We start from the raw sequence: 25,024 nt of genomic DNA on the forward strand, positions 1-25,024 counted from the left end.
TCTACACCGCCAACGCTAAACAAAATAAACACACAAAAGCCAACACTGCAATTCTTAAAACCAAAGAATAATCCTTGCCCACACTAAGCACTCTAGCAAAACTTCTAAGGAAAAATGCAACACTATCTACCAAAATATCTAAAATTTCTTTATCGCTTTTTCTTAAAAATTCACAAAATAAAGCATATTTACTAACAATAAATTGATGATAAAATCTTGGTATATAATATTCATTAAACAAAAGCCTATAAATGCTTGTTTTAGAAAGTGATGGTTTAAACCAATTTTTCCAATAAGCTATAATAGCCAAAAGCATTCCAAGCACCGCAGCAACACTTGCAAGTGCCATAACTAAAGAATTTTGTCCGTCAATAAAAGCTAAATTTTTACTTACAAACTCCATAAAGCTATGCTCAAAAAATCCTGCAATAATAGCAAGTAAAGCCAAAGGACTCATCGCAAGCAAAGCTATCTTACTAGCTTCGTGAGGATGTTCTTCATGTCTTTTTGGAGTAAAAAATACAAGCATTAAAAGTCTAAAACTATAAAAAGCTGTCATAAAAGCTGCTATTAAAAGCGCTAAAAAAATTCCATGGTGATGACTTATAAAAGAAAATCCTAAAATTAAATCTTTAGAGAAAAATCCTGCAAAAGGATAAATTCCTGCCAAAGCCAAAGAGCCTATAAGCATTAAAATAGCGCTAAAACGCATACTTTTATAAAGCCCACCCATCTTGCTAATATCAAGTTTATCATTCATCGCATGCATAACATTACCCGCACCTAAGAATAGTAAAGATTTAAAAAATGCATGGGTTGCTAGATGAAACAAAGCTATGGCATAAGCTCCAAGACCTGCTGCTACAAACATATAACCAAGCTGAGAAAGCGTTGAATAAGCAATAATTCTTTTTAAATCTTTAGCTACCATAGCCATAGAAGCGGCAAAAAGTGCTACAAAAGCTCCAAGTATAGCAATAAAATACCCTACTTCAGGAACTTGTAAATAAAGCTCTCCTGCACGAATTACCAAATAAACCCCTGCAGTAACCATAGTTGCAGCATGGATTAGTGCTGAAACCGGCGTAGGTCCTGCCATGGCATCAGCAAGCCAAGTGTGGAAAGGAAATTGTGCTGATTTACCCATAGCACCTATAAAAAGCAAAATTGCTATTAATATCAAAATAGCATTATTAGCGCAACCTAAAGATAAAAGTGCAAAAAATTCATCATATTTTAAAGAATTGAACTCTATATAAATTAAGAAAATTCCTAAAAGCAAAGCTAAATCTGCAATTCTATTCATGATAAATGCTTCATTAGCAGCAAAGGTGTATTTTTCATTATGATACCAAAAACCTATCAAAAGCCATGAACAAAGTCCAACACCTTCCCAACCTATGAAAAGCCCTAGGAAATTATCGCTCATAATCAAAAACATCATAGAAAAAACAAAAAGTCCTAAATAACTAAAATAGCGATTAAACCCTTCATCATGCTCCATGTAAAATATACTATATAAATGCACAAAAGTAGCAACTATACTTACTACATTCATCATAATTAAAGTAATAGAGTCTATTTTGAAACCAAAACTAACATCTACTAAAGAGATCCAAGTGCCAAGTTCAAAATTAAAATGCGCTCCATTGTTTAATAAAACAATTGAAGCAAGTGCTGAAAAAGCTATAAGCAAAGAAGCCAAATAACCTAAAATAATTTTCTTAGCGCTAAAAGCAAAAATACCTAAAATAATAGCCGAAACCAAAGGAGAAAAAAGCGCAATTAAAGCTAAATTTTGCATTTTATTCTCCTTTTTCAGCTAAAGAACTCAGCTCTAGTGTTCCTGTTTTTCTATACCACAAAACACAAAGCGCTATTCCAACAGCTACTTCACAAGCTGCAACTCCCATTACAAACAAAGCAAAAATTTGTCCTTCTATATCTTTATGAGAAGCCCCTGCTGTAACTAAAGCCAAATTAGCAGCGTTTAATAAAATTTCACTTGAAATAAAAAGCATGATTAAATTTTGGCGTTTTATAATACCTATTAGACCAATGATAAACATCAAAATAGCCACAATGTAGTATTTTTCTAACATCATTGCTCGTCCTTTTTTATATTTTTTTGAGTAAGCGCTATAGCGCAAATTAAAGCTATTAAAAGTAAAATTGCCATAAATTCAAAAGCAAGCATGTATTTTGTAAATAAGGCAAAACCTATTTGCTGAGTTGAATCAAGACCATAAATCTCATTAGCTTCATTTAAACCAAAACTATAACTCATAATAATACTAATTAGCAAAATTGCACTAAAAATCACAGCGAAAATAAATATTCTTTTACCCTTTAAACTTTCTTTTACTTTTATCGAAGCATCAAAAAACATCATAGCAAAACTATAAAGACCTAAAATAGCCCCACTATAAACGATAATTTGAATCGCCCCGATAAATTCAGCATTCAGTAAAAAATAAAATCCGCTCAAAAAAACCATAGCCGCAGCCAAAGAACTAATAGCATAAAGCACGCTAGTACTTAAAACACTAATTAAAAAAAATCCCAATACTAAAACACTTAATAAACAAAAAGCTATCGTTTCAAACATTTTCTTCCTTTGGGGTATCTTGCTGTCTTTGTAAATCTATCTCATAATAATTTGGAGTTTTCTTTACTAAATCATCAGCATCTTTTCTTAAACTACCACTTCCTTCAAATACTACTTGATTTTTAAGCTCATCGATAGGGGTTAAAAAATCTTGCTTTTGACCAAAATACGATCTTTGCTCTGCTGCATTTTCATACTCTTTGCCATGCACAATAGCAAGTTCAGGACAAACATCAGCACAAAAGCCACAATAAATACAACGCCCTAAATTAATACTATAATTTTCAACCTTTTTACGTCCATCTTCACTTAAGCTTGTTTCCATTCTTATGCAATTACTAATGCAAATTTTTTCGCACAAGCCACAACCAATACAACATTCATTTTCACTTTCAATAAAACGCATCAAACGATGTACCGCACGGTAACGATTATCTAAAGCAACTTTTTCCATAGGATATTTAATCGTTGCGCTATTATTCTTTTTAAACATTTCTCTTAATACGACAAATAAACCTACAAAAAGTTCTGTATTTAAAGAACGCTTGATTACTTGTATGAATTTTTCATAAGCATTTTGAGGATTTTTACGCTCAAAATCTACCTTAAAATAACCTTTTTTCATTGTTTTTCCTATATCACAAGCACTAAAGCACTAATTAATAAATTTAAAACCGCTAAAGGAATTAAAATCAAATAACACATTCTCATTACTTGATCAGGACGCAGTTGCGGAAAAGCCCCTCTAGCCCAAAAATACCAAAAGAACACAAAAGACACTTTCAAAAGCATCATAATAGCCCCTGGTATAATCCAAAAATCATTAAATCCACCTAAAAACAAAAGCGATATCATAATCGCTCCGGTGATCATGGCTGTATATTCTCCGATAAAAAACATACCCCATCTAAGCCCACTATATTCAGTGCCATAGCCTGAAACAAGTTCAGTTTCGTTTTCACTTAAACAAAGTGGAGTTCTATTAGTTTCTATAAAAATGGCTATTACAAATAAAATAAAAGCCAAAGGTTGTTTAAAAATAAGCCAAGAAAGTATGCCTTCACTTTGATAATTATTAATATCTACCAAAGACAAAGAACCAACAAGCATTACAACACATACCAAAGAAAGACCTGCAACACTCTCATAAGAGATAATAGAAACAAGCCCTCTTGCCCCACCTAACAATGACCATTTATTATTACTTGCCAAGCCTCCTAAAAAAATAGCATAAAAACTAACCCCGCCCATGCCTATGACAAATAGTAAGGCCACATTAATATCAGCAATAATAGGGCGAATCACTCTACCAAATAAAGTAAATTCAGGAAAAATAGGAATAGCTGCAATTGCCACAAAAGCACAAATTGCTGCGATTAATGGAGCGATTAAAAACACCACTTTTTGAGCATAAGTTGGCACTATATCTTCTTTAGTAAAAAGCTTAATCATATCAGCAACTACTTGAAGCAATCCAAAAGGACCTACCATATCAGGTCCCAAACGACGATGAAATAAAGCCAAAGCCTTTCTTTCAAGATAAGTTGCCAAGCCTGCTAAAGTAGCAAAAATAGCTATAACAAGCACGCATTTGATAATTGTTTCTATAATAAAAAAAGTAATATCACTCATATTTTAGCTCCTGCTTTTTCAAGCCAAACTTTTGCATATCGAGTATTATTAAACAAAGATTTAAAATCAATCTTACTATCATAATCCCCTAAATACGCACCATTTTCTAAAGATTCATCACATTTTACACTTATAGCAATTTGAGTTTTTTCATTTTTTAAAATAACACTATCATCTTGATTTAAATCAAATTTTTGCATTAAATCAGGCGATAAAAATAAAGCTCCAACCTCATTAAAAGCTCTATTGCTAAGCTTTGAAAACTGATGAATACGATTTGCATGATATAAGGTTAAATTTCCTTCATTTTGTTCTTTGACTTCTTGGGTGTTTAATATTTTTTCAAACTCAAAATGAGAAAAATCAAGCTCATAGCCTCTATGATTTACCCCACCATTATCATAATGATTTTCTAACTCATCAAAATCAATTGCCCTAAAGCCTTTATTTTGTGGTAAAAATTTAGTATAGTTGATTGTAAATTCTTCATCAAAACCTAAAGCATTTGCTAAATCATTTAAAAAATAACCTTTAAATTCTAAAGCTGCATTTGTAGGAACTAATCTTTTGTCATAATTTACAAAGCTACCTTCTTGTTGATTTAAACTAGAACTTGCAAGATCAAAATGCCCATCATAAGAAAAAGTAAAATCACCTTTTTCATTATAACCTAGTGTTTTTCCCGCTTGAAAATCTTGACTTAAATCACAAATCAAACTCACACCTAAAGTATTAGTGCAAGTTGGATTTAAAAAGACTTTAAAATCGGTATATTTTTGCACCAAAGCACAAAGTTTTGCTAGCTTTGCACTTTGCTCATCATAGTAAAAATCACTTCCTATAATAAGTGTAAATTTTTGCTTTTTAACTAATAAAGTTTCTAAAATATCCTCATCTATGCCAAGATTTTTCGCATAATTTGATCTTTGCACCTCTATGCTTTTTTTAATTTTTTTAGGCACAAGCTTTTTAACTTCTTCTATAATAGTTTTGCCATTTTCATTTTGCTTTTCTATCTTTTCAATAACTTCTTCATTAATAGTTTCTTCTATTTCTTTAGTGCCTTGATAATACGCATTTTCTAATGTATTTTTGAATTCTTGTGGAAACTCTTTAGCAAATTTTTGCAAGATAAACAATAAAATATTTTCATTATCTTTAATATCATGATTAATCTGCAAGAAATTTTTAGAATATTTATCCACACCTTTATCTTTTATAGGGTGAAAATATAGCCCTGCGCCTTTATTCATCACTAAAGCATTATTAACTTTATATCCTAGCGTTGGCGCATCATAGCGTAAAAATGAACCTACGATGATTAAAAAATCACTTTGAGTGATATCATCTGTATTTGCATTATACATTGCATTTGCATTTTGATAAAAACAAGCTAGAAAATCTTGGAATTTTTTAGCTTCATGATTTATAAGATTAAGATTAAATTTTTTACTTAAATTTTGCAAGATTAAAGCTTCTTCGTTAGTAATAAAACTATTAAATAAAATATTTTTTATTTCATCATTTTTTATCATATTTACTAGTTTTTCAAAGGCTTTTTCATCTTTATCTTGAACTTCATTTTGGGTATTAAAACCATATCTTGCAGCTTTATTTAGCGTAGCAAAAGCAAAATCATTACTCACTCTATAAATTTTTTCTTTTTGATTATTAATACTAGTTTGTTTAATATCATAATACATCAACTCACAATCACTAGAATGTGGATTACTAGCTGGAATTTTCTTTAATTCCCAAGCATTAGATGTATATTGAAAAGCCGAACCCACCAAGGCTCCTGTTGGGCATACACTTGTACATTCTCCACAAAAAGAACAATCAAGCATATCACCACTACTTGGCGCAATTAAACTCTTTTGAAATTTAGTCCAAATAGCTAGCGCGTCTTTACTCATACTCTCTTTAAAACTTGCATCAGGTGCATTTGCCCCTCTTGGAGTAGTTTTTAAAGCGCTTTCTCCTATTTTATCTTTACAAACTGTGATACATCTTTCACATACTATACATAAAGCTGGATCATAATTAATCTCGCCCCATTTTTTATGCTCTTTATGGGTATCTTTAATCCAATAATTTTGCACATTCACTCTTGCTTTATGTGTAAAGTTTTGAAGCTCACATTCGCCAGATTTATCACACACCCCACATTGTAAAGGGTGGTTGATACAATATGCTTGCATGATAGCATTGCGCTCATCCCATAAATTTGGCAAATCACTCTCTACTACCATACCTTCTTTAACTTTAGTATTGCAAGAATAAACCTTTTTACCATCAGCTTCTACCATACACATACGACATGCAAGTGTTGGAGAACAACCATTTAAATAACAAATTGCAGGAATGAAAATATCATTTTTTCTTGCGACATTTAAGATATACTCACCCTCATTTGCCTCACATTCTATACCATTAATGATAACTTTCATTTTATAACCTTAACTTGAGCTTTTGAAAAAGCAAAACCAGCGCTTTCATAATCAAACAAAGCCACTGTGCCTTTTAAATCATGATTGATTTTTATTATAGTTGTAAATTCTTGAGTGTTTATTTTTAAATTAATTTTATCCTCATCTTTAACCTTAGCAATCAAAGCAAAAGATGGAGAACAATGCAAATTTTTATCCCCTAAAGGTGCTTGCATGATGATAGTTCCATCAAAATTATCAAGTTCTAAAAGTGCACTAAAAGAATTTTGTATTGACAAATTTTCTTCATTTTCATTAGAGCAAATTAGCAAAAGATTAAATTTATGACAAAGTTTTTCTAAAAAATACTTAATATTTTCAAAGTCTTTATGTTGGTATAAATTTTCATCAAAAATAATACACTTTGCTTCTTTTAAAAACTCCAAAATCTCTAAAGCTTCTTCTTCGCCGAAGCAAGATTCAGCACTTAAATAACCCTCATCAAGCTCGTTAAATTCAGCCTCTAAACTCATCTTACAAAGTAATGCAAGCACGAAAGACACACTTGCAATCTCACATTTATAAAAGCTTGCTTTTAAAATTTTATCTTCTATACAGGAAATATTGTAATTTTTACTTTTGTTAAGCTTAGCACAAAGTGAAGGATTTTTTAAAGAAAGTAAATCCACAAAACACAAAGCATTTAAGCCTTCTTGATATTTTGCTAATTTCATTGTCCTACCTTTTTAAAAACTATAGTCCAATCTACTTGATTAAATTTTAAAGAATTTAAAAGTTCACAATTTTGCTCTTTTATGAAAGCAAAACTTTTTTCTACATTAGAAAAATCTCCTATTTCAAACAAAACCACTAAAACTTCACCCATATAGGCTTTTTGAATGATTTGTTCTAAATCCTTAAACAAATCTTGACTTTTTCTTAAATCCACGCGTCTCATCGGTCTATCTCACCTAAAACTATATTAATACTTCCTAAAATTGCCACCGCATCAGCCAAATATGATCCAACAAGCATTTCTTCTAAAAACGCACAGTGAAAAAAACTTGGGGTTCTAGCTCTTAATCTATATGGCCTACCGCTACCATCTGAGTGAATAAAAAACCCAAGTTCGCCTTTTGGACTTTCAGTTGGCACATACACCTCGCCTTTTGGTGGCTTTAAGCCTTGGGTTACTAGGACAAAATGTTGCATAAGTGAATAATTTTGTGTCATGATTTGCTCTTTTGAAGCACTTACATACTCAGGATGATTGCATAAAATTTCAGGTGGAGTATCTTGATAGAGCTTAGCACATTGAACTAAAATTTTCAAACTTTCTCTAAATTCTTGCATATAAACCTTATATCTTGCATAAGAATCACCCATTTTGGCCACAGGTACGCCAAAATCTACCTCATCATAAAGCAAATAAGGCTCTTCTTTTCTAACATCATAAGCAATCCCACTTCCTCTTAGCATAACCCCGCTACAACCCCAACTTAGCGCTTGTTCTTTGCTTACCACTCCTACATTTTCAGTTCTTGCACGCCAAATTCTATTATCATCAAGCAAGGCTTCATAATCTTTTATATCATTTGGAAATTTATTGCAAAATGCTAAAAGTTCATCTAAAAAACCTTCAGGTAAATCAAGCATTACCCCGCCTATTCTCATAGATGAATGTGTAAGTCTTGCCCCACAATATTTTTCTATTAGATCAAGCACATATTCACGCTCTCTAAAGCAGTATAAAAATACTGTCATCGCACCAATATCAAGAGCATGTGTGGCAAGCCATAACAAATGCGAAGCAATGCGGTTTAACTCAAGCAAAATCATCCTTATCACACTTGCCCTGCGCGGAATTTCCAAACCACAAAGTTTTTCTACAGCAGCTATATAGGCATAATTATTTGCACTAGCTGCGATATAATCCATTCTATCAGTAGTCGGGATAAACTCTTGATAGATCATATTTTCAGCCATTTTTTCCATACCACGATGCATATAGCCTATACAAGGAGCAGCCTTGGTGATTTCTTCTCCATCAAGTTCTAAAATAAGGCGTAAATTCCCATGAGCACTTGGATGTTGGGGACCAAGATTTACTATCATAGTACCATCTTCACGCTCAAAGCTTATATTTTCATAATAAGGTTTTAATTTAGTAGAAATTTGCATTTTATCTTCTCTTATCTAAAATTTTTACTTGCGTTCTTTTGGCTTTTTTCACAAAAGGCACACCACCTTCTTCTTGATATTCTTGTAGATATTTATCTTCTCTTGGGGCTTCGCCTTTACCAACCTCATGATAAATTCTGCTAAAGTTTAGCGTGTCTTTTTCATCTACAAAACCTGGATCTCTATTTTCCTCGCCTACTACCTCGCGGTATTCTTTTCCAAAAATTTTATCTATCTCATACCATTTAGCAAATTCATCACCATGCAAAGGATAGCTTTTTAAAAAAGGATGTCCATACCAATCATCAGGCATTAAAAGTCTTTTTAAATTCGGATGATTGATAATGAAAATTCCAAACATATCATATATTTCTCTCTCACACCAATTAGCACCCTTAAAAACACTCATAACACTTTGAAGTTTTTCTTTTAAACCAACGAAAGTCTTTACTCTCACTCTTAAATTTTTCTCCATATTTAAAAGCTGATAATATACTTCAAAACCTTGTTTTTGAGCAACAAAATCAATCGCACTTGCATCAGTAAAACAACTATAACCTAAATTTTTAAGCTTGCTAAGAATAGCAACATTATCATCTTTGTTTATCTCAATCACCCAAAAATCAAGCTCTATAAAAGAATTTTTTAACTCAAATTCTTGGTTTAAGATTTGATGATCACTCTCAAAAACACTACTCTCTGTGCTTAGTTTTTTAGTTGCAGGTGCATGGTAAAATCTATCTTCATAATAATTTTTTAGCTGAGCATTTTTCTTATCGCTATATTTTCTCATCATATAAGCCTTTTTGGAGCTATTTTTCTACTTGCTTTTTCTTTACGAATTCTTTTTTGTAAAATCATCAAAGCAAATTGAAAAGTTTCAGGGCGTGGGGCGCAACCTGGTACATAAATATCAACAGGAATGATTCTATCTACCCCTTGAACAGTAGAATAGGTATTAAACATACCACCAGTATTTGCACAAGAACCCATAGAAATAACCCATTTAGGATCAGGCATTTGATCATAAAGTCTTCTTGTAAATTCAGCGTGTTTTTTGCTTAAAGTACCCGCTATAATCATTACTTCAGATTGTCTTGGACTTGCTCTAAAAATCGTTCCAAATCTATCAAAATCATATCTTGCACCACCTGCTGCCATCATTTCAATAGCACAACAAGCAAGCCCATAAGATAGCGCCCATAAAGAATTACTCCTACCCCATTGCACTAACTTATCAACCGTAGTTAAAACAACTGGCGCATTGCTCATTTTTTGATACTCTGCCATGCGAATGCTCCTTTTTTATAAGCGTATAAAAAACCTATTGCAAGCAATAAAATAAAAACAAATACTTCCACTAAGGCAAATAAAGATAAGCCGTATTTTGAAAGCTCTGCGGTTAAATCTTTAAAAATCACCGCCCATGGAAATAAAAACACAACTTCAATATCAAGCAAAATAAAAATCAAAGCAAAAACAAAAAATTGAGAATTGATTTTATTTGCTTGCTTAGAAGCCATAGGCCCACATTCATAAATTCCAAGTCCGAGTTTTTTTCTATTATGAGAGGCGAGTTTGGAGCCTATTTTAGAAGAAATATACACCAAAGTAAAAAATATAACACTTGCAATAACAAGCATTGCAAAGATGCCAAAGTATTGATGCTCTATAGTTGCGTGCGTCATAATAAACCTTTTATTCAAGCATAATTAAAATTTATTTTACTTTAACTTAGCTATATAAAAACTTATTATCAAAAAAATAAATTTTATGATATTTCAAAATGAAACAATTTTTATCTTTATTGCAAAAACACTTTTTTATGGCATATATCTTGTAAGATTTTTTCTTGATGAGAAATAAATATATAAGTAATATCATGCGTTTTTTGAAAAGCGTGCAAATAGTTTAAAATTTTATAAGCAGTCACTATATCAAGCGCTGCTGTGATTTCATCTAAAATAAGCAATTTTGGCTTTAAAAGCAAAGCTCTAATCAAACCTAATCTTTGACTTTGACCACCACTTAGCTTAGAGGGTTTTAAATTTAAAATATCTTTTTCAAGCTCAAAAGCATCAAAAAGCTTAAAAAGCTCTTCAAAATCGGGCTTAAGTTTAAAATTTTCATACACATCAAGTAAAAGTCTTTTAGTGCTTTTGTAAGGATTTAAAGCCAGCTTTTGATCTTGGAAAATATATTGAATTTTTTGGCGTAATTTTCTTTGAGTGTTAAAATCTAAATTTAATATACTTTCATTTTCAAACAAAACTTCTCCAGTATTTGCGCGTTCAAGCATGCAAAGAATTTTAGCCAAGGTGCTTTTTCCACTACCACTTTCCCCACAAAGCAATAAATTCTCATTTTGATTTAAAGCAAAACTCACATCTTTAAAAACAAAAATTTCTTCTTCTTTTAAATACCAGTGTTTTTTAAATTTATAAGATTTGCTTAAATTTTTAACTTCTAAAAACATTTTCATTCTCAAAATAATTTAACAATTCTTTGGCAAAAATACCTTTTGGATTGTTTAAAAACTCTTTCATAGGCATTTGATAAAGCAAAGTTTTATCTTCTATGATGGCCACCTCATCGCAAAGCTCTTTGGCTAAATTTATATCATGCGTGATGAAAATGAGATTTTTAAATTGTGCTTTTAACTCTTTTAAAATAGTGATGATTTTTTCTTCATTAGCCCTATCAAGAGAACTTGTAATCTCATCACACAATAAATACTTAGCCTCGCTTAACAAAGCTAGCGCTATTTGAACACGTCTTGCCATACCACCACTTAACTGATATATAAAAGAATGCCACAAAAGATCATGATTTTTAAGCCCTAAACACTCAAAATAATAAAAGGCCCTTTCTTTAATCTCTTTTGTGCTTAAACTCGTATGAGTTTTTAAAACTATATTAAAATAACTCCCTATATCAACAAGAGGATAAAAACTCCCATAAACATCTTGAAAAAGCAAATTTACCTTAGCTCTTAAGGCGTTTAGCTCTTTTTCTTTTAAATTTAAAATATCTTTTTGATCTATCTGAAATTTTTGTGCATTGAGTTTATAGTGTTTATCAAAAAGCTTAATCATACTTTTTAAAAGCAAGCTTTTTCCTGCTCCACTTTTACCCATGATAGCCAAAGCTTTGCCATCTTCTAAATTAAGATTTACATCCTTTAGTAAGATTTTATCTTTAAAGCTGAGATTAAGATTTGAAATTTCTATCATGCTTTAATCTCTTCTTGTAAATCATTGCCCAAAGCAAGCAAAGGTAAGATAAGCATAAGTATAAAGACTACTGGAAAAACTATCATCCACCAAAATCCTAAAAACACAGCCTTACTTGCTTCATTTAGCATATTTCCTAAACTTGGAGTCCAAAGCTCTACACCCAAGCCAAAAAAACTCAAAGTGGCTTCACTTGTAATAGCATGAGCGATATTTAAAACAAAAAGCACAAAAAGCAAATTCCAGCAAGCAGGCAAAAGCTCGCTAAATAAAGCTTTCATCTTGCTAGAACCTAAAATGATAGCGTTTTGATAAAACTCAAGTTTTTGAAATTTATTCAGTTGGGTATCAAGCACCTTTGCCACAAAAGCAAAATGCCCCAAAGCGATGATAAAAATCATGCTCCACAAAGATCCTGCCAAAAAACTTTGAAAAAACATAATCACAAGCAAAGAAGGTAGTGCTAAAAGCATATCAAGCACTCTAGCGAAAAAAGCATAGGCAAAAAATCTTGTTAAAAACACATAAACACAAGCAAAAAGCACACTAAAAAATGCTGCCATTACCCCTACAAATAAAGAAACACGCAAGGCATATAAAATACGCGTAAAAATATCTCTGCCAAGCAAATCTGTACCAAAAATATGACTTAAATTTGGGGCTATTTTAGCCTTACTTAAATCCACTAAATTTGGATCATAAGAACTTATTAAAGGTGCAAAAAGTGCTAAAATAAAACTTAGCAAAATCATCATCACGCAAAACTTACGCATTAGCAAACCTTGGATTAATCATCTTACAAATTATTTCTACGATCAAATTTACAAGCACCACCACTAAAATGCTAAAAATCACCACAGCTAGCACCACAGGATAGTCTTTAAACAATATGCTTTTAATTACCAAATTTCCCACGCCCTCATAAGAAAACACACTTTCTACTATATAAGTTCCCATTAAAAAACTCACAAAAGAAGCACCAAAGTACGCAAGTATAGAACCAAAAGCATCTTTTAACACAAAGTGCAAATAAATTCTTGTTTTGCTAAGCCCTCTTGCAAAAGCACTTTCTATAAAGCTTTGATTTAAACTATCAATCAAACTTGTCCTTATAAAACGCACAAAAACAGCTAAATGCGAAAGCACTAAAGCACATACTGGTAAAAACAAATGCCACAAACGATTAAACACATCATCTTCAAAACCAATATCAGCAATAGCCGAACTTGGAAAAAGCTTAAAAAATACAGCAAAAACTAAAATAAGCATTAATGATAAAGAAAAAGCAGGCAATGCAAAAAAACTCATCGTTAAAAAAGTGATAAATTTATCTAAAAAGCTATCTTTATAAAGAACACAAAAAAGTGCTAAAACCAAAGATAACACAAAAAGTATAAAAAAAGCTAAACTCCCCAGTATGATGGTATAAGGAAGTTTTTCTTTTAAAATTTCACTAACTTTTTCTCCGCTGATTAAAGAGTAGGAAAAGTCGCCTTTTAAGGCATTAAAAAGCCAATTTTCATACTGCTCTAATAAGGGCTTGTCTAAATTTAAATTACGCTCGATTTCTTCTTTTATTTTAATACTAGTTCCTTGAGGCACACTAGCAAAGACCACGCTTCCTTTGGCATGATAAATCATCACAAAGCATAAAAAACTTGCAAAAATCATCAAAAAAAACGCCCATAAAAGGCGTTTAAAAATGAGTTTTAACACTAATTTTTGCTCCACTCATAAGCATTCCAAGTAAAACCTACCCCATGGTGACCTAAAATGTGAGGTTTTATACCTTGGATATTTTTAGCAAAAACTAAAGGATAATCAATATAAGCTATAAATAAAAACGCAGGATCTTCATGCAATGCATCGATAAATTCTTTATAGTGTTTTTTTCTTTCGTTTACATCAAGCGAATTTCTAGCCTTTGTTAAAGCCTCATCAACTTTAGCATTTTGATAATGACCAAAATTCCATCCACTTGAGTTTAAAGCACTATCTTGAGAGCTTGCAAAAACTCTAAAGGTATGAAAATCAGGATCATAAGGACTACCCCAACCCACTAAAAAACTATCAATTTTCGTATAATCAAAACTTCCACTTGGCTTAGCTACCGCTTTTGCTTTTATGCCAAGCTTTAAAAACTCACTTTGTAAGATATTTACCAAAGCCACTCTTAGTGGATCTTCACTCATAGCATACATTTCAAAGCTAAATTCTTTGCCATTTTTTTCTAAAATTCCATTCTTATTTTTCACAAAGCCCGCTTTTGCTAAAAGCTCATTTGCTTTTTTTACATCATAAACATAGCTTGCAAATTCTTTAGGATTTGCCCATGATTTTTCTAAAGGATGATTTGCTACCTTTCCAAAAGAATGCAAAAGTGAATTTATAATAGCTTGTTTATCAATAGCATAATTTAGTGCTAAACGCACATTTTGATCTTTTAAAAACTCATGATTAAGATTAAACATCAAAGCACGGTAATCAGCCGAAGGTTCTATAAGCATTTTAAAGTTTTTATCATTTTCAAAATTTGAAGCTAGAGCAAAATCAACCAAAGCTACATCAATAGAACCATTTTTAAGCTCAATAGCACTTATACTTGGATCTTTAATGTGTTTTAGTATGAGTTTTGGTGTTTTTACCTTAGCTAAATGATAATTTTCATTTGCTTCTAAGATCATGTATTGACCTTGTTTCCATTGCTTTAGCTTATAAGATCCTGTTCCTATAGGCATTTGATTAAATTTAGTGGTGTTTAAATTTTCTTTTTCAAGCAAGTGTTTTGGTAAAATCCCTACACTCAAAGCGTCTAAAAATGCAGGAAAAGGCTTTGAGAGTGTGATAGACAAGTGATAATCATCGATGATTTTTACTTCTTTAACTGCGTCAAAATTTACTTTTGAAGGTGAATTTAGCTTCTCATCTTTTAAAGCATTTATACTAAATTCCACATCTTTAGCGCTAAATTTAGCCCCATCATGCCACAACACATCATCTCTTAAAGTAAATTCATAAACAAGCCCATCCTTGCTAACTTTCCAAGAACTAGCAAGATCAGGCGCTAGATTCATATTCTCATCAAAGCGTGTAAGCCCTGAAAACACAAGAGCAATCGCCACATCATGATCTTCACTAAAAAGCGGATTAATACGCTCTGGTTCATTCTCCACTGCTATAACAATCGTATCTTTTGGCGTAGCAGCAAAAAGATTTAAAGCACAAAAAAGCATTAAAAAAAATCGCAACATAATTTTCCTTTCTTTTGAAATAAATTTTAATTATAGTACTTTTAATCATAAGCTTTAGTAAAAATTTCATTTTTATCATCAAATAAAAGTTGCAAATACCTCTCATATTGCTTTAGTATATCTACGATGATTTCTTGTTCATTTAAATACTCTATATTATAACCATTACGCGAATCAGCAAAGAAAGTTTGTGGCTCAAAGATAAATTCTTTAGAATAAGTTGGCATAAATTTATCATCGATTATGCTTTGACTTGCTTGTTTTTTTACTACTTGCACTCCATAGATAAAATCTTTTGCAAATTCTTTTTTTATAATCAAACTTATACTTGATTTTTCTTGAACAATCTGTGTTTTCAAGCCGTAGTTTTTTAGACTTTGGCTGAGTGATTCCATAGCATTTTTAACTTTGGTATTTAAGAAATTTTGTATGTCTTGTTCTTTGCTTTGTTTTAAAATTCTAGCTAGTCTTTCTTGCCAAAATTCCCCTGAAAAATACACACTACTTTGACTAAGCTTAGTTAAAGAGTAATTTACATCTACGATTAAACCTTTAAGCAGTGAAAAGCACATCAAACAAAGCAAAAATGCAAAAGGTAAAGCCACTATCATGGTGATACTTAAAATCGCTCCCAAACCGCCTGAATACAGCAAAGAAGTAGCTAAAAGTGCAAGCACAAAACCCCAAAGGATATTTTGCCATTTGTATGGCTCATGAGCCCCACCACTGCTTAAAGAATTTAACACAAATATCCCACTATCTGCTGAAGTGATGAAAAACAAAGCTAAAACCAAAAGTGCAAGCAAAGAACTAAAATAAGAAAAAGAAAAATTTTGTAAAAAATAAAAAAGCAAACTTTCAGGTGCTGAAGTAAAAGGACTTAAAATATCATTAAAATTTAAAGCGCTATTGCCAAAAATGCTAAACCAAAGTATATTAAAACTAGTAGGCACTACAAGCACACCAAAGATAAATTCTCTTATCGTTCTACCGCGAGAAATTTTAGCAATGAAAAAGCCCACAAAAGGCGCCCAACTAAGCCACCAAGCCCAATAATAAATAGTCCAATTATTAAACCATTCTATATGTTCTTTTTCATAATAATAAGTCTTAAAGCTCAAAGAAATTAAATTTTGCAAATAATTGCCAATATTAGAGCTAAATTGTGAAAGAATTTGAATGGTGTTGGTTGAAAAAAGCACAAAGAGCATTAAACACACTGCAAAAACCAAATTTGCCTCACTTAAAATTTTTAAGCCCTTTGTCAAACCACTAATCGATGAAAGCGTAGCTAAAAAAATGATGATGATTATAATCACGCTTTGTTCTAAAAAGCTTTGTTCGTTTAAAATGCCTAAATTTAAAAAGCCAGCATTAAGCTGAGAAGCACTATAACCAAGCGTAGTGCTAATACCAAAAACCGTGACAATCAAAGCTAGCATATCGACTAAATTTCCCCAAAAACCATAAATTTTGTCTTTAAGCAAAGGGTAAAAAGCACTACGCAAGCTAAGAGGCATTTTATATCTAAAACCAAAATACGCCATAGCCAAAGCACACACCCCATAAATAGCCCATGGGTGAATTCCCCAGTGAAAGATAGTATGTAGCATAGCTTCTTCATCGCTTGTTTGTAAGGCTTTTTTATGTATGAGAGGTTCAGCCACACCAAAATACATAAGCCCCACACCCATACCCGTAGCAAAAAGCATAGCAAGCCAAGAAGTAAATTTAAAATGAGGTTTTTCATCATCATCGCCGAGCTTGATATCGCCAAATTTTGAAAGAGCAAGTGCTAGCATAAAACACACAAAAAAACTCACGCTTAATATATAAAACCATGAAAAATTTGCAAAAATCCCACCTTTGATATGATTGATAAAATCATTTGTAAGCTTAGGCAAGAAAATACAACTAAGACTTAAGATAATTATAATGCTAATGCTTGGGATAAAAACTGATTTTTTAAAACTTGTCTTTAGCATGGCACTCCTTTTTTGGATAATTTTCATTATACCATAAGCTAAAAATGAGCAAAATTTAAAAACCAAAAAACAAAAAGGCTTTAATAAGCCTTTTGATTTAGCTTGGCACTATGGAGTTTTTACGTGCGGTTTTTTGGAGCGAGAATATACAGAGTAAAAGTTTACGATATTAAAATACTAATTTTTACTTATATTTTTTGGATAATTCTTCTAAAATATTTCTATTCTTAAAAAATACTTTAATTTTATTATCTTGATGAACTTGAGTATATATTTTGATAATATCTTCAATATCCTTTTTATTTAAAAGTTTTTCTTTTTCTAATCTAACGATAGTATCAATCACTTTTGGAAGCATTGTTCCGCTTGTAACGGAAACACGCTCGATAAGAAAAAAAGATTGTGCTTTTGAAGGATTTTTAATACATTTATTATAAAAATGCCCCATTGCTTGTTTTATTCCAAATACTTTTTTATCAAAACGCACAGCATTTAAATAGATTTCAATTTGCTCTTCTTTATTTAAAATTTTATTAAACCAAAAATAACTCAATAAAATTTCAGCTATCTTCCTTCTCAATACTTTTTTATCCATATCTTCAATAAACAAAGTCCTAAAAAGCTGTTGAGTAATAGTAGAACCGCCAGTAAATGGAATTTTTTTAATAAAAGGTATTTTTTTAATAAAAGGTATTTTTCTACAACGAGACAACAAAGCTCTACACAATGCCCTAAAATCTACTCCTTTATGTTGATAAAATTTTTGATCTTCAATCGCAATCAGTATTTTTTTAAGACTATCTAAATCTATCTTTTGTCTTTTACACTCATAAACTGACAATTTAGCTCTATATAGAATATGCTCAAAATTATCTACAAAACTTATACCAAGAGTTGAAAACAAAAATCTTAAAATAACCAAAGATAATGTTTCATTTACATCTAAAATACAATAAATATAAAACAGGTACAACATAACAAACACTACACAATTAAAAACAATAGTAAAAATCAAGAGATACTCTAAAAAGGACCTTATTATAATAAATAATGTTATAAAACATAAAATAGGTATAATGGAGTACAGATAACTAACATTCAATCTAATACTAAAAGGCATGTTAGCACCTTCAAACATACCCTTTTTAAACAAGAATTCTTGAGTTCCATAATCCATGCCAAGCATTCTTCTTAATATAATAATTTTTCTTTTTGCAAAAATAATAGATTTTTGCCTTTCTGCAAAATTTTTTGTCATAAAAACAAAAAACAATATCGCTAAAATAACAATGCAAAACCATAAATGATTAGGATTATCTGTTAAATTTTCAAATATTTTTTTAATCTCTTTATTTGCTCCTGATAGAAGAGAAACAATCACTGCCCCAAATGCAAGCATATACTTAATCAAGTTATCAAAAATTCTTTCTTCACTTTCGAGAATCTTACAGCAAAATTTATACTCTTCTAGAGCAATATCTCTGTTTTTATCTTCATTAAAATGATAAGTTGGAAAATACTGTTGCCAATCCATCATATACTCCTTGTAATTTTACTCATCATTGAACCTATAATTTTCTGCACTTATATTCTTTGACTTCATAAATTTGTTATATTTTATTCAACATCTTTCAACTTGGCACTATGGAGTTTTTTCTAATTGTTTTTACAAAAGAATACACAACAAAGCCAAAAACAATTGTATAAATTCCACCAAGCACACTAAGTGGATCTAACATAACTCTTTTATCTGTAAAAATCCCCATAGCAGGAATAAGAATTTTCGGTGAAGTTACCATGATAAAGAAAGTTATCACATAAGATATAGTTATAAAAAATTCTCTTATATATTTTACACACAAGACAAAACCAACTAAAATCAAATAGACAAAAAGTATTATAAAATTTACAAACATTATAAACGAGTAGTTATTTTCTATGAAAGGTTTTATATGCAAATTATAAAAATCTAACGAAAAATACAAATGCTCTAAAATAAGCTTATAATCAAGATAACGATTAAAACCTATAATTATCGCTAAATTTAGCACACCAAAAATTCCTATCACTAAAATAAGCGAATTTAAACTCTGCAAAATATCTGTATGATGATCACAAAGTTTGCGATAAAAGAAAAGTTGCCATTTATCCACCACATCTTTAAAGGTTTTGCCTTTTTTATTTTTTAATTCTAACTCTTTACAATAAAGCTCGTATTTATGAAAGTTTGAAGCATCTAAAAGATTATTGTCTTTTATCAATGCATTTTTAAAAACTCTAAAAGAATCTCTAAAATCATTTGCAAATTTATCTAAAGGTTTTTTATCTCTCTCATTTTTATTAAAATCTTCATATTCTTGTTTGATTTTTTCTTGCAAATTATCAAAAGTAAAATTTAAATTTGTATTGACAGCATTTAAACTTCCTTTAAAAATCGCTTGAGAAAAATTTGGAGCTTTATCAAATGTAACTCCATAAAAACAAGCTATTTTATTAAATTCACACGCGTGAAAATCAACATAATCTTTAAAATGAGAATTAGTAAAATATACACTATTAACAAATTTAGAATTATGAAAATCAACTCTTTTCTTAAAAATACAATTTTCAAATATAGTATCTTGTTCATTATTATAATACTTATCATCAGGCAATGGAGTGCCTGATACAAAGCGTTTAAAATTTATTTCATCCTCAAAAATACAATTTGAAAAATCTACACCATTAAAAAAAGCAATTTTTTTATTACTTCCATCAACTGCATGTAAAGATACTTTAGATTTAAATTCGCAATTTGAAAAAACTATTCTTTCAAGGCAACTATAGTTTATATAAACTTCTTTTTTAAAAATACTTTTATAGTTTTTTCCTTCATAGCCGTAACTATTTTTTAAATTTTTAAGCTCACTTGGGATAATTGAAGTGGCGTCTCCTACTATTTCATAATAAAAACAACAAAATGATATAAAATTTTTCATTTTATTTATTTTTTTTAATAAAATTTCATCTATATTTTCTTCTATTTGTCCTATAAAAGTGTTTAATGTTAATCCGAAATTAAAATAATAAAAAATGTTATTTTCTTCTTCTATTTTGTCTATAATTTTAACGCCATTAAAATTATTTTTATGATTTTCTTCTAAAGTTTTATAGATAATATATGGATTTAATGGTTTAGCCAATTCTCCAGCATCTAACTTTCCACCAAAAGATTTAATTTTTTCTCCATTAATTTTAATAAATTTCACAATATCTAAAGAAATAATTAAATTTTCATTTTCTAAACCCTTTATAAAAATACCACTATTTGGTATCTCTAGTTTGATATTGTGTATATTTCTTTTCATTACTTTCCTTCAATAATTTTTATTTCTTCTTCGGTTAGGTTGTAAAGTTTATAAACGATAGAGTTTATTTTGTCTTCTTGGGTTTTGGTGTTTGCTTTTTTGTCTTGTTCTTTTAAATTTAAAATCTCATCGACTAAGCTTATAAGCTCGTTTGCTAGTTTTTCATTTTTAGAATTTATTTTTGGTATAGGAAGTCTTTCTAAAAATGCCTTTTTATATCTAAATCCATTTTCACCTAAGTTTCCACCGGCATAAAATGTTTTAAATATAAAAGCCACAAAATCATTGTTTAAAAAAGCAATGAGATATTTTAGATTTTCCCCTGTTAAAATAAAACTTGTTGCTTCTGCGTAAAAATTTAACTTTGTATCTAAATAAAATTGTGGACTTCTCACAATTTCACTATATATTATTTTTTCCTTTTCAAACTGCGATAAATAATCTTTATTTGGATTGTTATCTAACTCAAGCCAATGATGTTGTCCTAAATATGGTTTTTGATCCGTTATGGGCTTATTAGTACATTGTCCCCTAGCTTGAAGTTTTTTCTTGTATTGTTTTAAATGATTATATATAGCAGGATATTCTTTTTCTAAAATTTTATAACTTCCAAATTCAAAAACTATAATCCACAAATTCGCCCACTCATAACTATATCTTTTTATATCTCTACCGCGTAACATTTTGCGTATGAGTTTGGCGGTGCGTTCTTTTTCGGCTTCATCTTTGCATTTAGCTAGAATTTCATCTCTTTTTTCAGTAGTGATGATAAAGGCTTCATTATAGCCCGTTTTTATGCCATAGTTTATATTAAGCCCATGCCAGTCTTTAAGTGGAGTGCCGTGCTTTTCTATCTTTGCTTTTAGTGCGTTTGTGCTTTCATCGTTAAAAGTAAAGCTTTCTTTGCTTAAAGAATTTTGTGCGATTTTGTTAAAATTTAAAATGCTTTCTATGCTAAAGTCGTTTTCTTTTAAAAGCTCGGTGTTTGGGGCTAGGTACTTAAAGCTACTATCTTTAGTTTTTGCTTTTTCAAAGCTTAGTATGGAAGTATCTACCGTAGCACTATCAAAGACTTTTATGCCATTTAGATCGATGTATTCTAAAAGCGTAGTATTTTTAAGCAAAAATTCACGCAAAGGCTCTCCATAACCTGCTCTTGTGTATTTGTTTGAAGTGATGAAAGACAAAACACCATTTTGCTTTAGCACATTAAACCCAAGCTCATAAAAGTAGGTATAAATGTCGCTTGTGCCTTTATATACCTTATAGTTTTTGGCTAAATTTGGCTTTAACTCTTTGATATCTTCTTGTCTGATGTAAGGTGGATTACCGATGATGAGATCAAACCCTTGAAAACTCCCACTCTCATCAAGCACTTCGCTAAATTCAAAACGCCATTCAAAAGGATTTGCACTTTCTAAGTCAAATATACTCTCATAAAGCTTTTTAAGCTTTTTAAATTCTTTCTTAGCTGCACTTTCATCAAAGTCAAATTCAAACATATTTTTAGAGAAAAATGCTCTAAAATTCTCATCTTTTTCATCTTGCGCTAAAAAATCGCCGTATTTTTTAGAGTATTCATTAGCGCCGTTGGTAAGTTGCTTGATCTCTTTGGCAAATTTGTCTTTTAAGCAGAAATTTTTAAAAGACTCTTTGAGGTTTTTGATCTCTTTTGCGATGAGAGTTTTGTCGGTGTAAAAGCCTTCTTTGTAGTCTTTGACTATGCGTTTGTATTTATCCATGCGTTCTTTGATGTTTGGGTAGTGAGAAAGGCTTTTGTGAATTTCAAAATAACTTATAAGCGAATTCCCGCATTTTATGTTGATATCGATGTTTGGCAGGGTTTTAAGATCATGATAGTTTGCATCATCAAAGCTTTCATAAAAGCTGTGTTTTAAAAGCTCTATCCAAAGTCTTAGTTTAGTGATCTCGCATGAGTTTGGGTTGATATCTACTCCAAAAAGATTGTTTTCTATGATGTCTTTTTTACGCTCGAAAAGTTCTTTTTGACAAAGGTGGGTTTTGTCCTTGTCAAAATCAGGGCGTTTATACTCTAAAAACTGGCCTTTGTGATTTTGCACTAAAATTTCATCATTTTGCACGCTTAGGTAAAAATCCTCTTCAAACAAACCAAGCTCATAATGCACCATAAGCATGGCATTTAAAGCTGAAACTAAAAAATGCCCACTTCCCACCGCAGGATCGCAAATGCGTATGGAATTTAGCAAGGCTAGTTTTTGCTCTTGAGGGATTTTTTCTTGGCGTAGCTGGGTTCTTAGCTCGCTTAGCTTAGTGGCATTTAACTTAAAAGTATGGTTAAACTTATCTAGCACAACTTTTTCTATGCTTGCTTTACACATATATGAAGTGATAAAGCTTGGGGTATAAAAACTACCTTCTTTGTAGCCATTTAACTTTTCAAAGACATTTCCCAAAACACTTGAGTTAATGAGTTCTTTTTGCTTGATGAGTTCTTCGCTTTGCTCATCTGCTCCAAAATCAAAGCTGTCTAAAAACTCAAACAAATACTCAAGCAAACCTACTTTGCCTTTTTTACTTTTTCCTTTGTCATCTTTTAACTGCGTGTGTGGGTGATACTCTAGCGAAGCGTCATTTTCTAAAGTAGCGATTTCTAGTGTGGTTTTTTCGATGGTTTGCTTTTCAAAAAGCGATGAATTTAAATAAGGCAAATAGCTAAATTTACTCTGCGCTCTTGTGTGCTTTTCTTTAGCTAAGATATCAAAGAAAAGGTGTGAAAGGGTGGTGAAATTTGGAATTTTTTCATAGTTTAAGAATTTTAGGGTTTTATCATCGTTAAATCTAACCAAATTAGACTCAATAAGCTTTAAAAATAAAATGCGGTTTAGCCAAAGTATGATGAATTTTAACACCTCTTCAAAGTCATGCTTTGGAAGCTTGCTCGCTATGAGATGATAAAGTGTGCCTTGGGCTTGTTTGCTTTGCTCACTTTGTGTAATGATGAATTTAGAAAGCTGTTTGCTCTCGCTTAAACCCAAGATGTATAAAAGCTCTTTATAGAATGCGTTGTTTAGTGAGTTTGCGTCATTTGAGCTAAATTCATTTAGCAAAAAGTCTTTGTGGAAGGTTTTAAAAATGCTTGCTAGGTTTTTGAAATTTGACTTTTGCTTGTCTTTTAAAAAAGCCAAATCGACGAAAAAGCCTTTCAAGCTTTCTTTGGAATTTTCTATGAGCTTGTCTGCTTCTTTGTAAAATTCATCGGTGTTGCCTTTAAAAAGTGAATTTGGACTTTGAAATTCTTCAAAAAGCTTTTTAAAGCTTGTGTTTTTATAAAAAAGTTCTTCAAACTCACTAGCTTTGAAAATGTAGAATTTATAAAAGTCTGTGATGATGATAAATTTCAAGCTAAAGCTATGCTCTCTGTTTCTAAAATAATACAAAATAGCTTCATGCAAGGCTTTGGAATTTGGCTTTGTGTGGGTGATGAATTCTTTTGAGTTGGGCTTTTTAGCTTCGATGAGAACTTCCAAGTCTTTGCTAAGCTCATCTTTAGCGATGGCTAAATCGATCTCGCTTTTGCCTTTTTGTTTGGTTTTGATGTGGGTTTTGAAATTTAGCGTGGTTAAAAATGGACTAAGTGCGTTGGCTACAAGATAGTCTTCATTTTGACTTTGTGAGCTTTCAAGCCTTTCTATATACTGTGTTAAAACCTTGCTAAAAGTGTCAAATTCATTTTGTGTGATTTGCTTTTTGCGGTAGTAAGGGTTGAAAAAATCTTTTTCATTTAGCAAAGTAAAGTGCATTTTTAACCTTTATAAAGAATATTTTGTATTTTACTAAAATTTACTTTAAAGGATTGAAAAGAAGTTGATTTAATCATTGTCATCCATACTATTTTCACATGTCATTATATACTATATCTAGATATAACAATTAACAAAAACCAAAAAATCCACCAACCAAAAACCATTAATCTTTATCAAGCATATTTATTCTAGCCCAACAATAAATTTTGCCTTACAATATACAAATAAAACAAGTCTAATTAATTCTATAATTTTATAAAACCACAACACTATTTAATTCAAATACCAATCTTTCCAATCCAAACAAACAACAATCTAAATAATAACTAACAATAAAATATCACCCAACCCCAAACCATCTATAAACCATTAAAACAATTCAATAACCAAATAGCATATAAAACTAAATTTTATAAACTAATTTAAAAATTAACAATAAAAACAAACATAGGATTATATATAAAGTAAGAATAATAAGAGAATTAACAAGTCCGCAATGAGCTACTTTCCCCCTGCCAGTAAGGCGTAGTATCATCACCCACGATGTGCTTAGCTTCTTGGTTCGGGATGGAG

At 30.8% G+C, this 25,024-nt stretch carries 21 protein-coding genes; all 21 read right to left on the reverse strand.

What is annotated here, in order from left to right:
• Position 1: 1 nt before the first annotated feature.
• The 21 genes from nuoL to ACOTVC_RS03860 all read right to left on the reverse strand — a co-directional run bounded on the left by nuoL (position 2) and on the right by ACOTVC_RS03860 (position 24,448).
• On the reverse strand, positions 2-1,804 hold the full coding sequence (gene nuoL, locus ACOTVC_RS03760) for an NADH-quinone oxidoreductase subunit L (protein ID WP_421627744.1): 1,803 nt from the start codon (positions 1,802-1,804) through the stop codon (positions 2-4).
• Position 1,805: 1 nt separating this feature from the next.
• Positions 1,806-2,102, reverse strand: a complete 297-nt coding sequence (gene nuoK, locus ACOTVC_RS03765) for an NADH-quinone oxidoreductase subunit NuoK (protein ID WP_039619690.1) — start codon at positions 2,100-2,102, stop codon at positions 1,806-1,808.
• Positions 2,102-2,608 (reverse strand): NADH-quinone oxidoreductase subunit J, encoded by a 507-nt coding sequence (locus ACOTVC_RS03770; RefSeq protein WP_214115948.1) that lies wholly within the window; start codon positions 2,606-2,608, stop codon positions 2,102-2,104. The genes nuoK and ACOTVC_RS03770 overlap by 1 nt, the downstream gene beginning before the upstream one ends.
• Positions 2,601-3,233, reverse strand: coding sequence for an NADH-quinone oxidoreductase subunit NuoI (gene nuoI, locus ACOTVC_RS03775; RefSeq protein ID WP_039629100.1), 633 nt, complete (start codon positions 3,231-3,233; stop codon positions 2,601-2,603). The genes ACOTVC_RS03770 and nuoI overlap by 8 nt, the downstream gene beginning before the upstream one ends.
• An 8-nt stretch (positions 3,234-3,241) precedes the next feature.
• Entirely contained in the window at positions 3,242-4,240 is a 999-nt protein-coding gene (nuoH, locus tag ACOTVC_RS03780; RefSeq protein ID WP_039619340.1) for an NADH-quinone oxidoreductase subunit NuoH, read from the reverse strand.
• The gene (locus ACOTVC_RS03785; protein WP_214115947.1) at positions 4,237-6,690 is read right to left on the reverse strand and encodes an NADH-quinone oxidoreductase subunit G; all 2,454 of its coding nucleotides are present in this window, start codon (positions 6,688-6,690) and stop codon (positions 4,237-4,239) included. Before ACOTVC_RS03785 ends, nuoH begins: the two co-directional genes overlap by 4 nt.
• Complete coding sequence (locus ACOTVC_RS03790) at positions 6,687-7,403, reverse strand: hypothetical protein (RefSeq protein WP_214115945.1); 717 nt, start codon at positions 7,401-7,403, stop codon at positions 6,687-6,689. Before ACOTVC_RS03790 ends, ACOTVC_RS03785 begins: the two co-directional genes overlap by 4 nt.
• A complete protein-coding gene (locus ACOTVC_RS03795; RefSeq protein ID WP_039619346.1) occupies positions 7,400-7,627 on the reverse strand; it encodes an NADH-ubiquinone oxidoreductase subunit E family protein in 228 nt (75 codons plus the stop codon). Before ACOTVC_RS03795 ends, ACOTVC_RS03790 begins: the two co-directional genes overlap by 4 nt.
• A complete protein-coding gene (nuoD, locus tag ACOTVC_RS03800; protein WP_257905868.1) occupies positions 7,624-8,850 on the reverse strand; it encodes an NADH dehydrogenase (quinone) subunit D in 1,227 nt (408 codons plus the stop codon). Before nuoD ends, ACOTVC_RS03795 begins: the two co-directional genes overlap by 4 nt.
• A 1-nt stretch (position 8,851) precedes the next feature.
• On the reverse strand, positions 8,852-9,643 hold the full coding sequence (locus tag ACOTVC_RS03805; protein WP_039629104.1) for an NADH-quinone oxidoreductase subunit C: 792 nt from the start codon (positions 9,641-9,643) through the stop codon (positions 8,852-8,854).
• Positions 9,643-10,140, reverse strand: coding sequence for a NuoB/complex I 20 kDa subunit family protein (locus ACOTVC_RS03810; RefSeq protein WP_039619352.1), 498 nt, complete (start codon positions 10,138-10,140; stop codon positions 9,643-9,645). Before ACOTVC_RS03810 ends, ACOTVC_RS03805 begins: the two co-directional genes overlap by 1 nt.
• Entirely contained in the window at positions 10,119-10,538 is a 420-nt protein-coding gene (locus ACOTVC_RS03815; RefSeq protein ID WP_039629108.1) for an NAD(P)H-quinone oxidoreductase subunit 3, read from the reverse strand. Before ACOTVC_RS03815 ends, ACOTVC_RS03810 begins: the two co-directional genes overlap by 22 nt.
• A gap of 116 nt (positions 10,539-10,654) precedes the next feature.
• Positions 10,655-11,326, reverse strand: a complete 672-nt coding sequence (locus ACOTVC_RS03820; protein WP_421627746.1) for an ATP-binding cassette domain-containing protein — start codon at positions 11,324-11,326, stop codon at positions 10,655-10,657.
• Positions 11,310-12,083, reverse strand: coding sequence for an ATP-binding cassette domain-containing protein (locus tag ACOTVC_RS03825; RefSeq protein WP_421627748.1), 774 nt, complete (start codon positions 12,081-12,083; stop codon positions 11,310-11,312). The genes ACOTVC_RS03820 and ACOTVC_RS03825 overlap by 17 nt, the downstream gene beginning before the upstream one ends.
• The gene (locus ACOTVC_RS03830; protein WP_421627750.1) at positions 12,080-12,856 is read right to left on the reverse strand and encodes an ABC transporter permease; all 777 of its coding nucleotides are present in this window, start codon (positions 12,854-12,856) and stop codon (positions 12,080-12,082) included. Before ACOTVC_RS03830 ends, ACOTVC_RS03825 begins: the two co-directional genes overlap by 4 nt.
• Positions 12,849-13,787 (reverse strand): ABC transporter permease, encoded by a 939-nt coding sequence (locus ACOTVC_RS03835; RefSeq protein ID WP_039619694.1) that lies wholly within the window; start codon positions 13,785-13,787, stop codon positions 12,849-12,851. Before ACOTVC_RS03835 ends, ACOTVC_RS03830 begins: the two co-directional genes overlap by 8 nt.
• An 11-nt stretch (positions 13,788-13,798) precedes the next feature.
• Positions 13,799-15,334 (reverse strand): ABC transporter substrate-binding protein, encoded by a 1,536-nt coding sequence (locus ACOTVC_RS03840; protein ID WP_214115938.1) that lies wholly within the window; start codon positions 15,332-15,334, stop codon positions 13,799-13,801.
• 41 nt (positions 15,335-15,375) lie between these two features.
• Positions 15,376-17,319: a BCCT family transporter gene (locus ACOTVC_RS03845; protein ID WP_421627751.1), complete on the reverse strand. Its 1,944-nt coding sequence runs from the start codon at positions 17,317-17,319 to the stop codon at positions 15,376-15,378.
• Between the two features lie 184 nt (positions 17,320-17,503).
• Positions 17,504-18,856 (reverse strand): biosynthetic peptidoglycan transglycosylase, encoded by a 1,353-nt coding sequence (locus ACOTVC_RS03850; RefSeq protein WP_250323628.1) that lies wholly within the window; start codon positions 18,854-18,856, stop codon positions 17,504-17,506.
• Positions 18,857-18,950: 94 nt separating this feature from the next.
• Positions 18,951-20,666: a pentapeptide repeat-containing protein gene (locus tag ACOTVC_RS03855; protein WP_214099218.1), complete on the reverse strand. Its 1,716-nt coding sequence runs from the start codon at positions 20,664-20,666 to the stop codon at positions 18,951-18,953.
• A complete protein-coding gene (locus tag ACOTVC_RS03860) occupies positions 20,666-24,448 on the reverse strand; it encodes a DUF7149 domain-containing protein (protein WP_421627754.1) in 3,783 nt (1,260 codons plus the stop codon). Before ACOTVC_RS03860 ends, ACOTVC_RS03855 begins: the two co-directional genes overlap by 1 nt.
• Positions 24,449-25,024 lie beyond the last annotated feature (576 nt).

This window comes from Campylobacter sp. GB48, assembly GCF_049221845.1.
Taxonomy (GTDB): Bacteria; Campylobacterota; Campylobacteria; order Campylobacterales; family Campylobacteraceae; genus Campylobacter_D; species Campylobacter_D lari_C.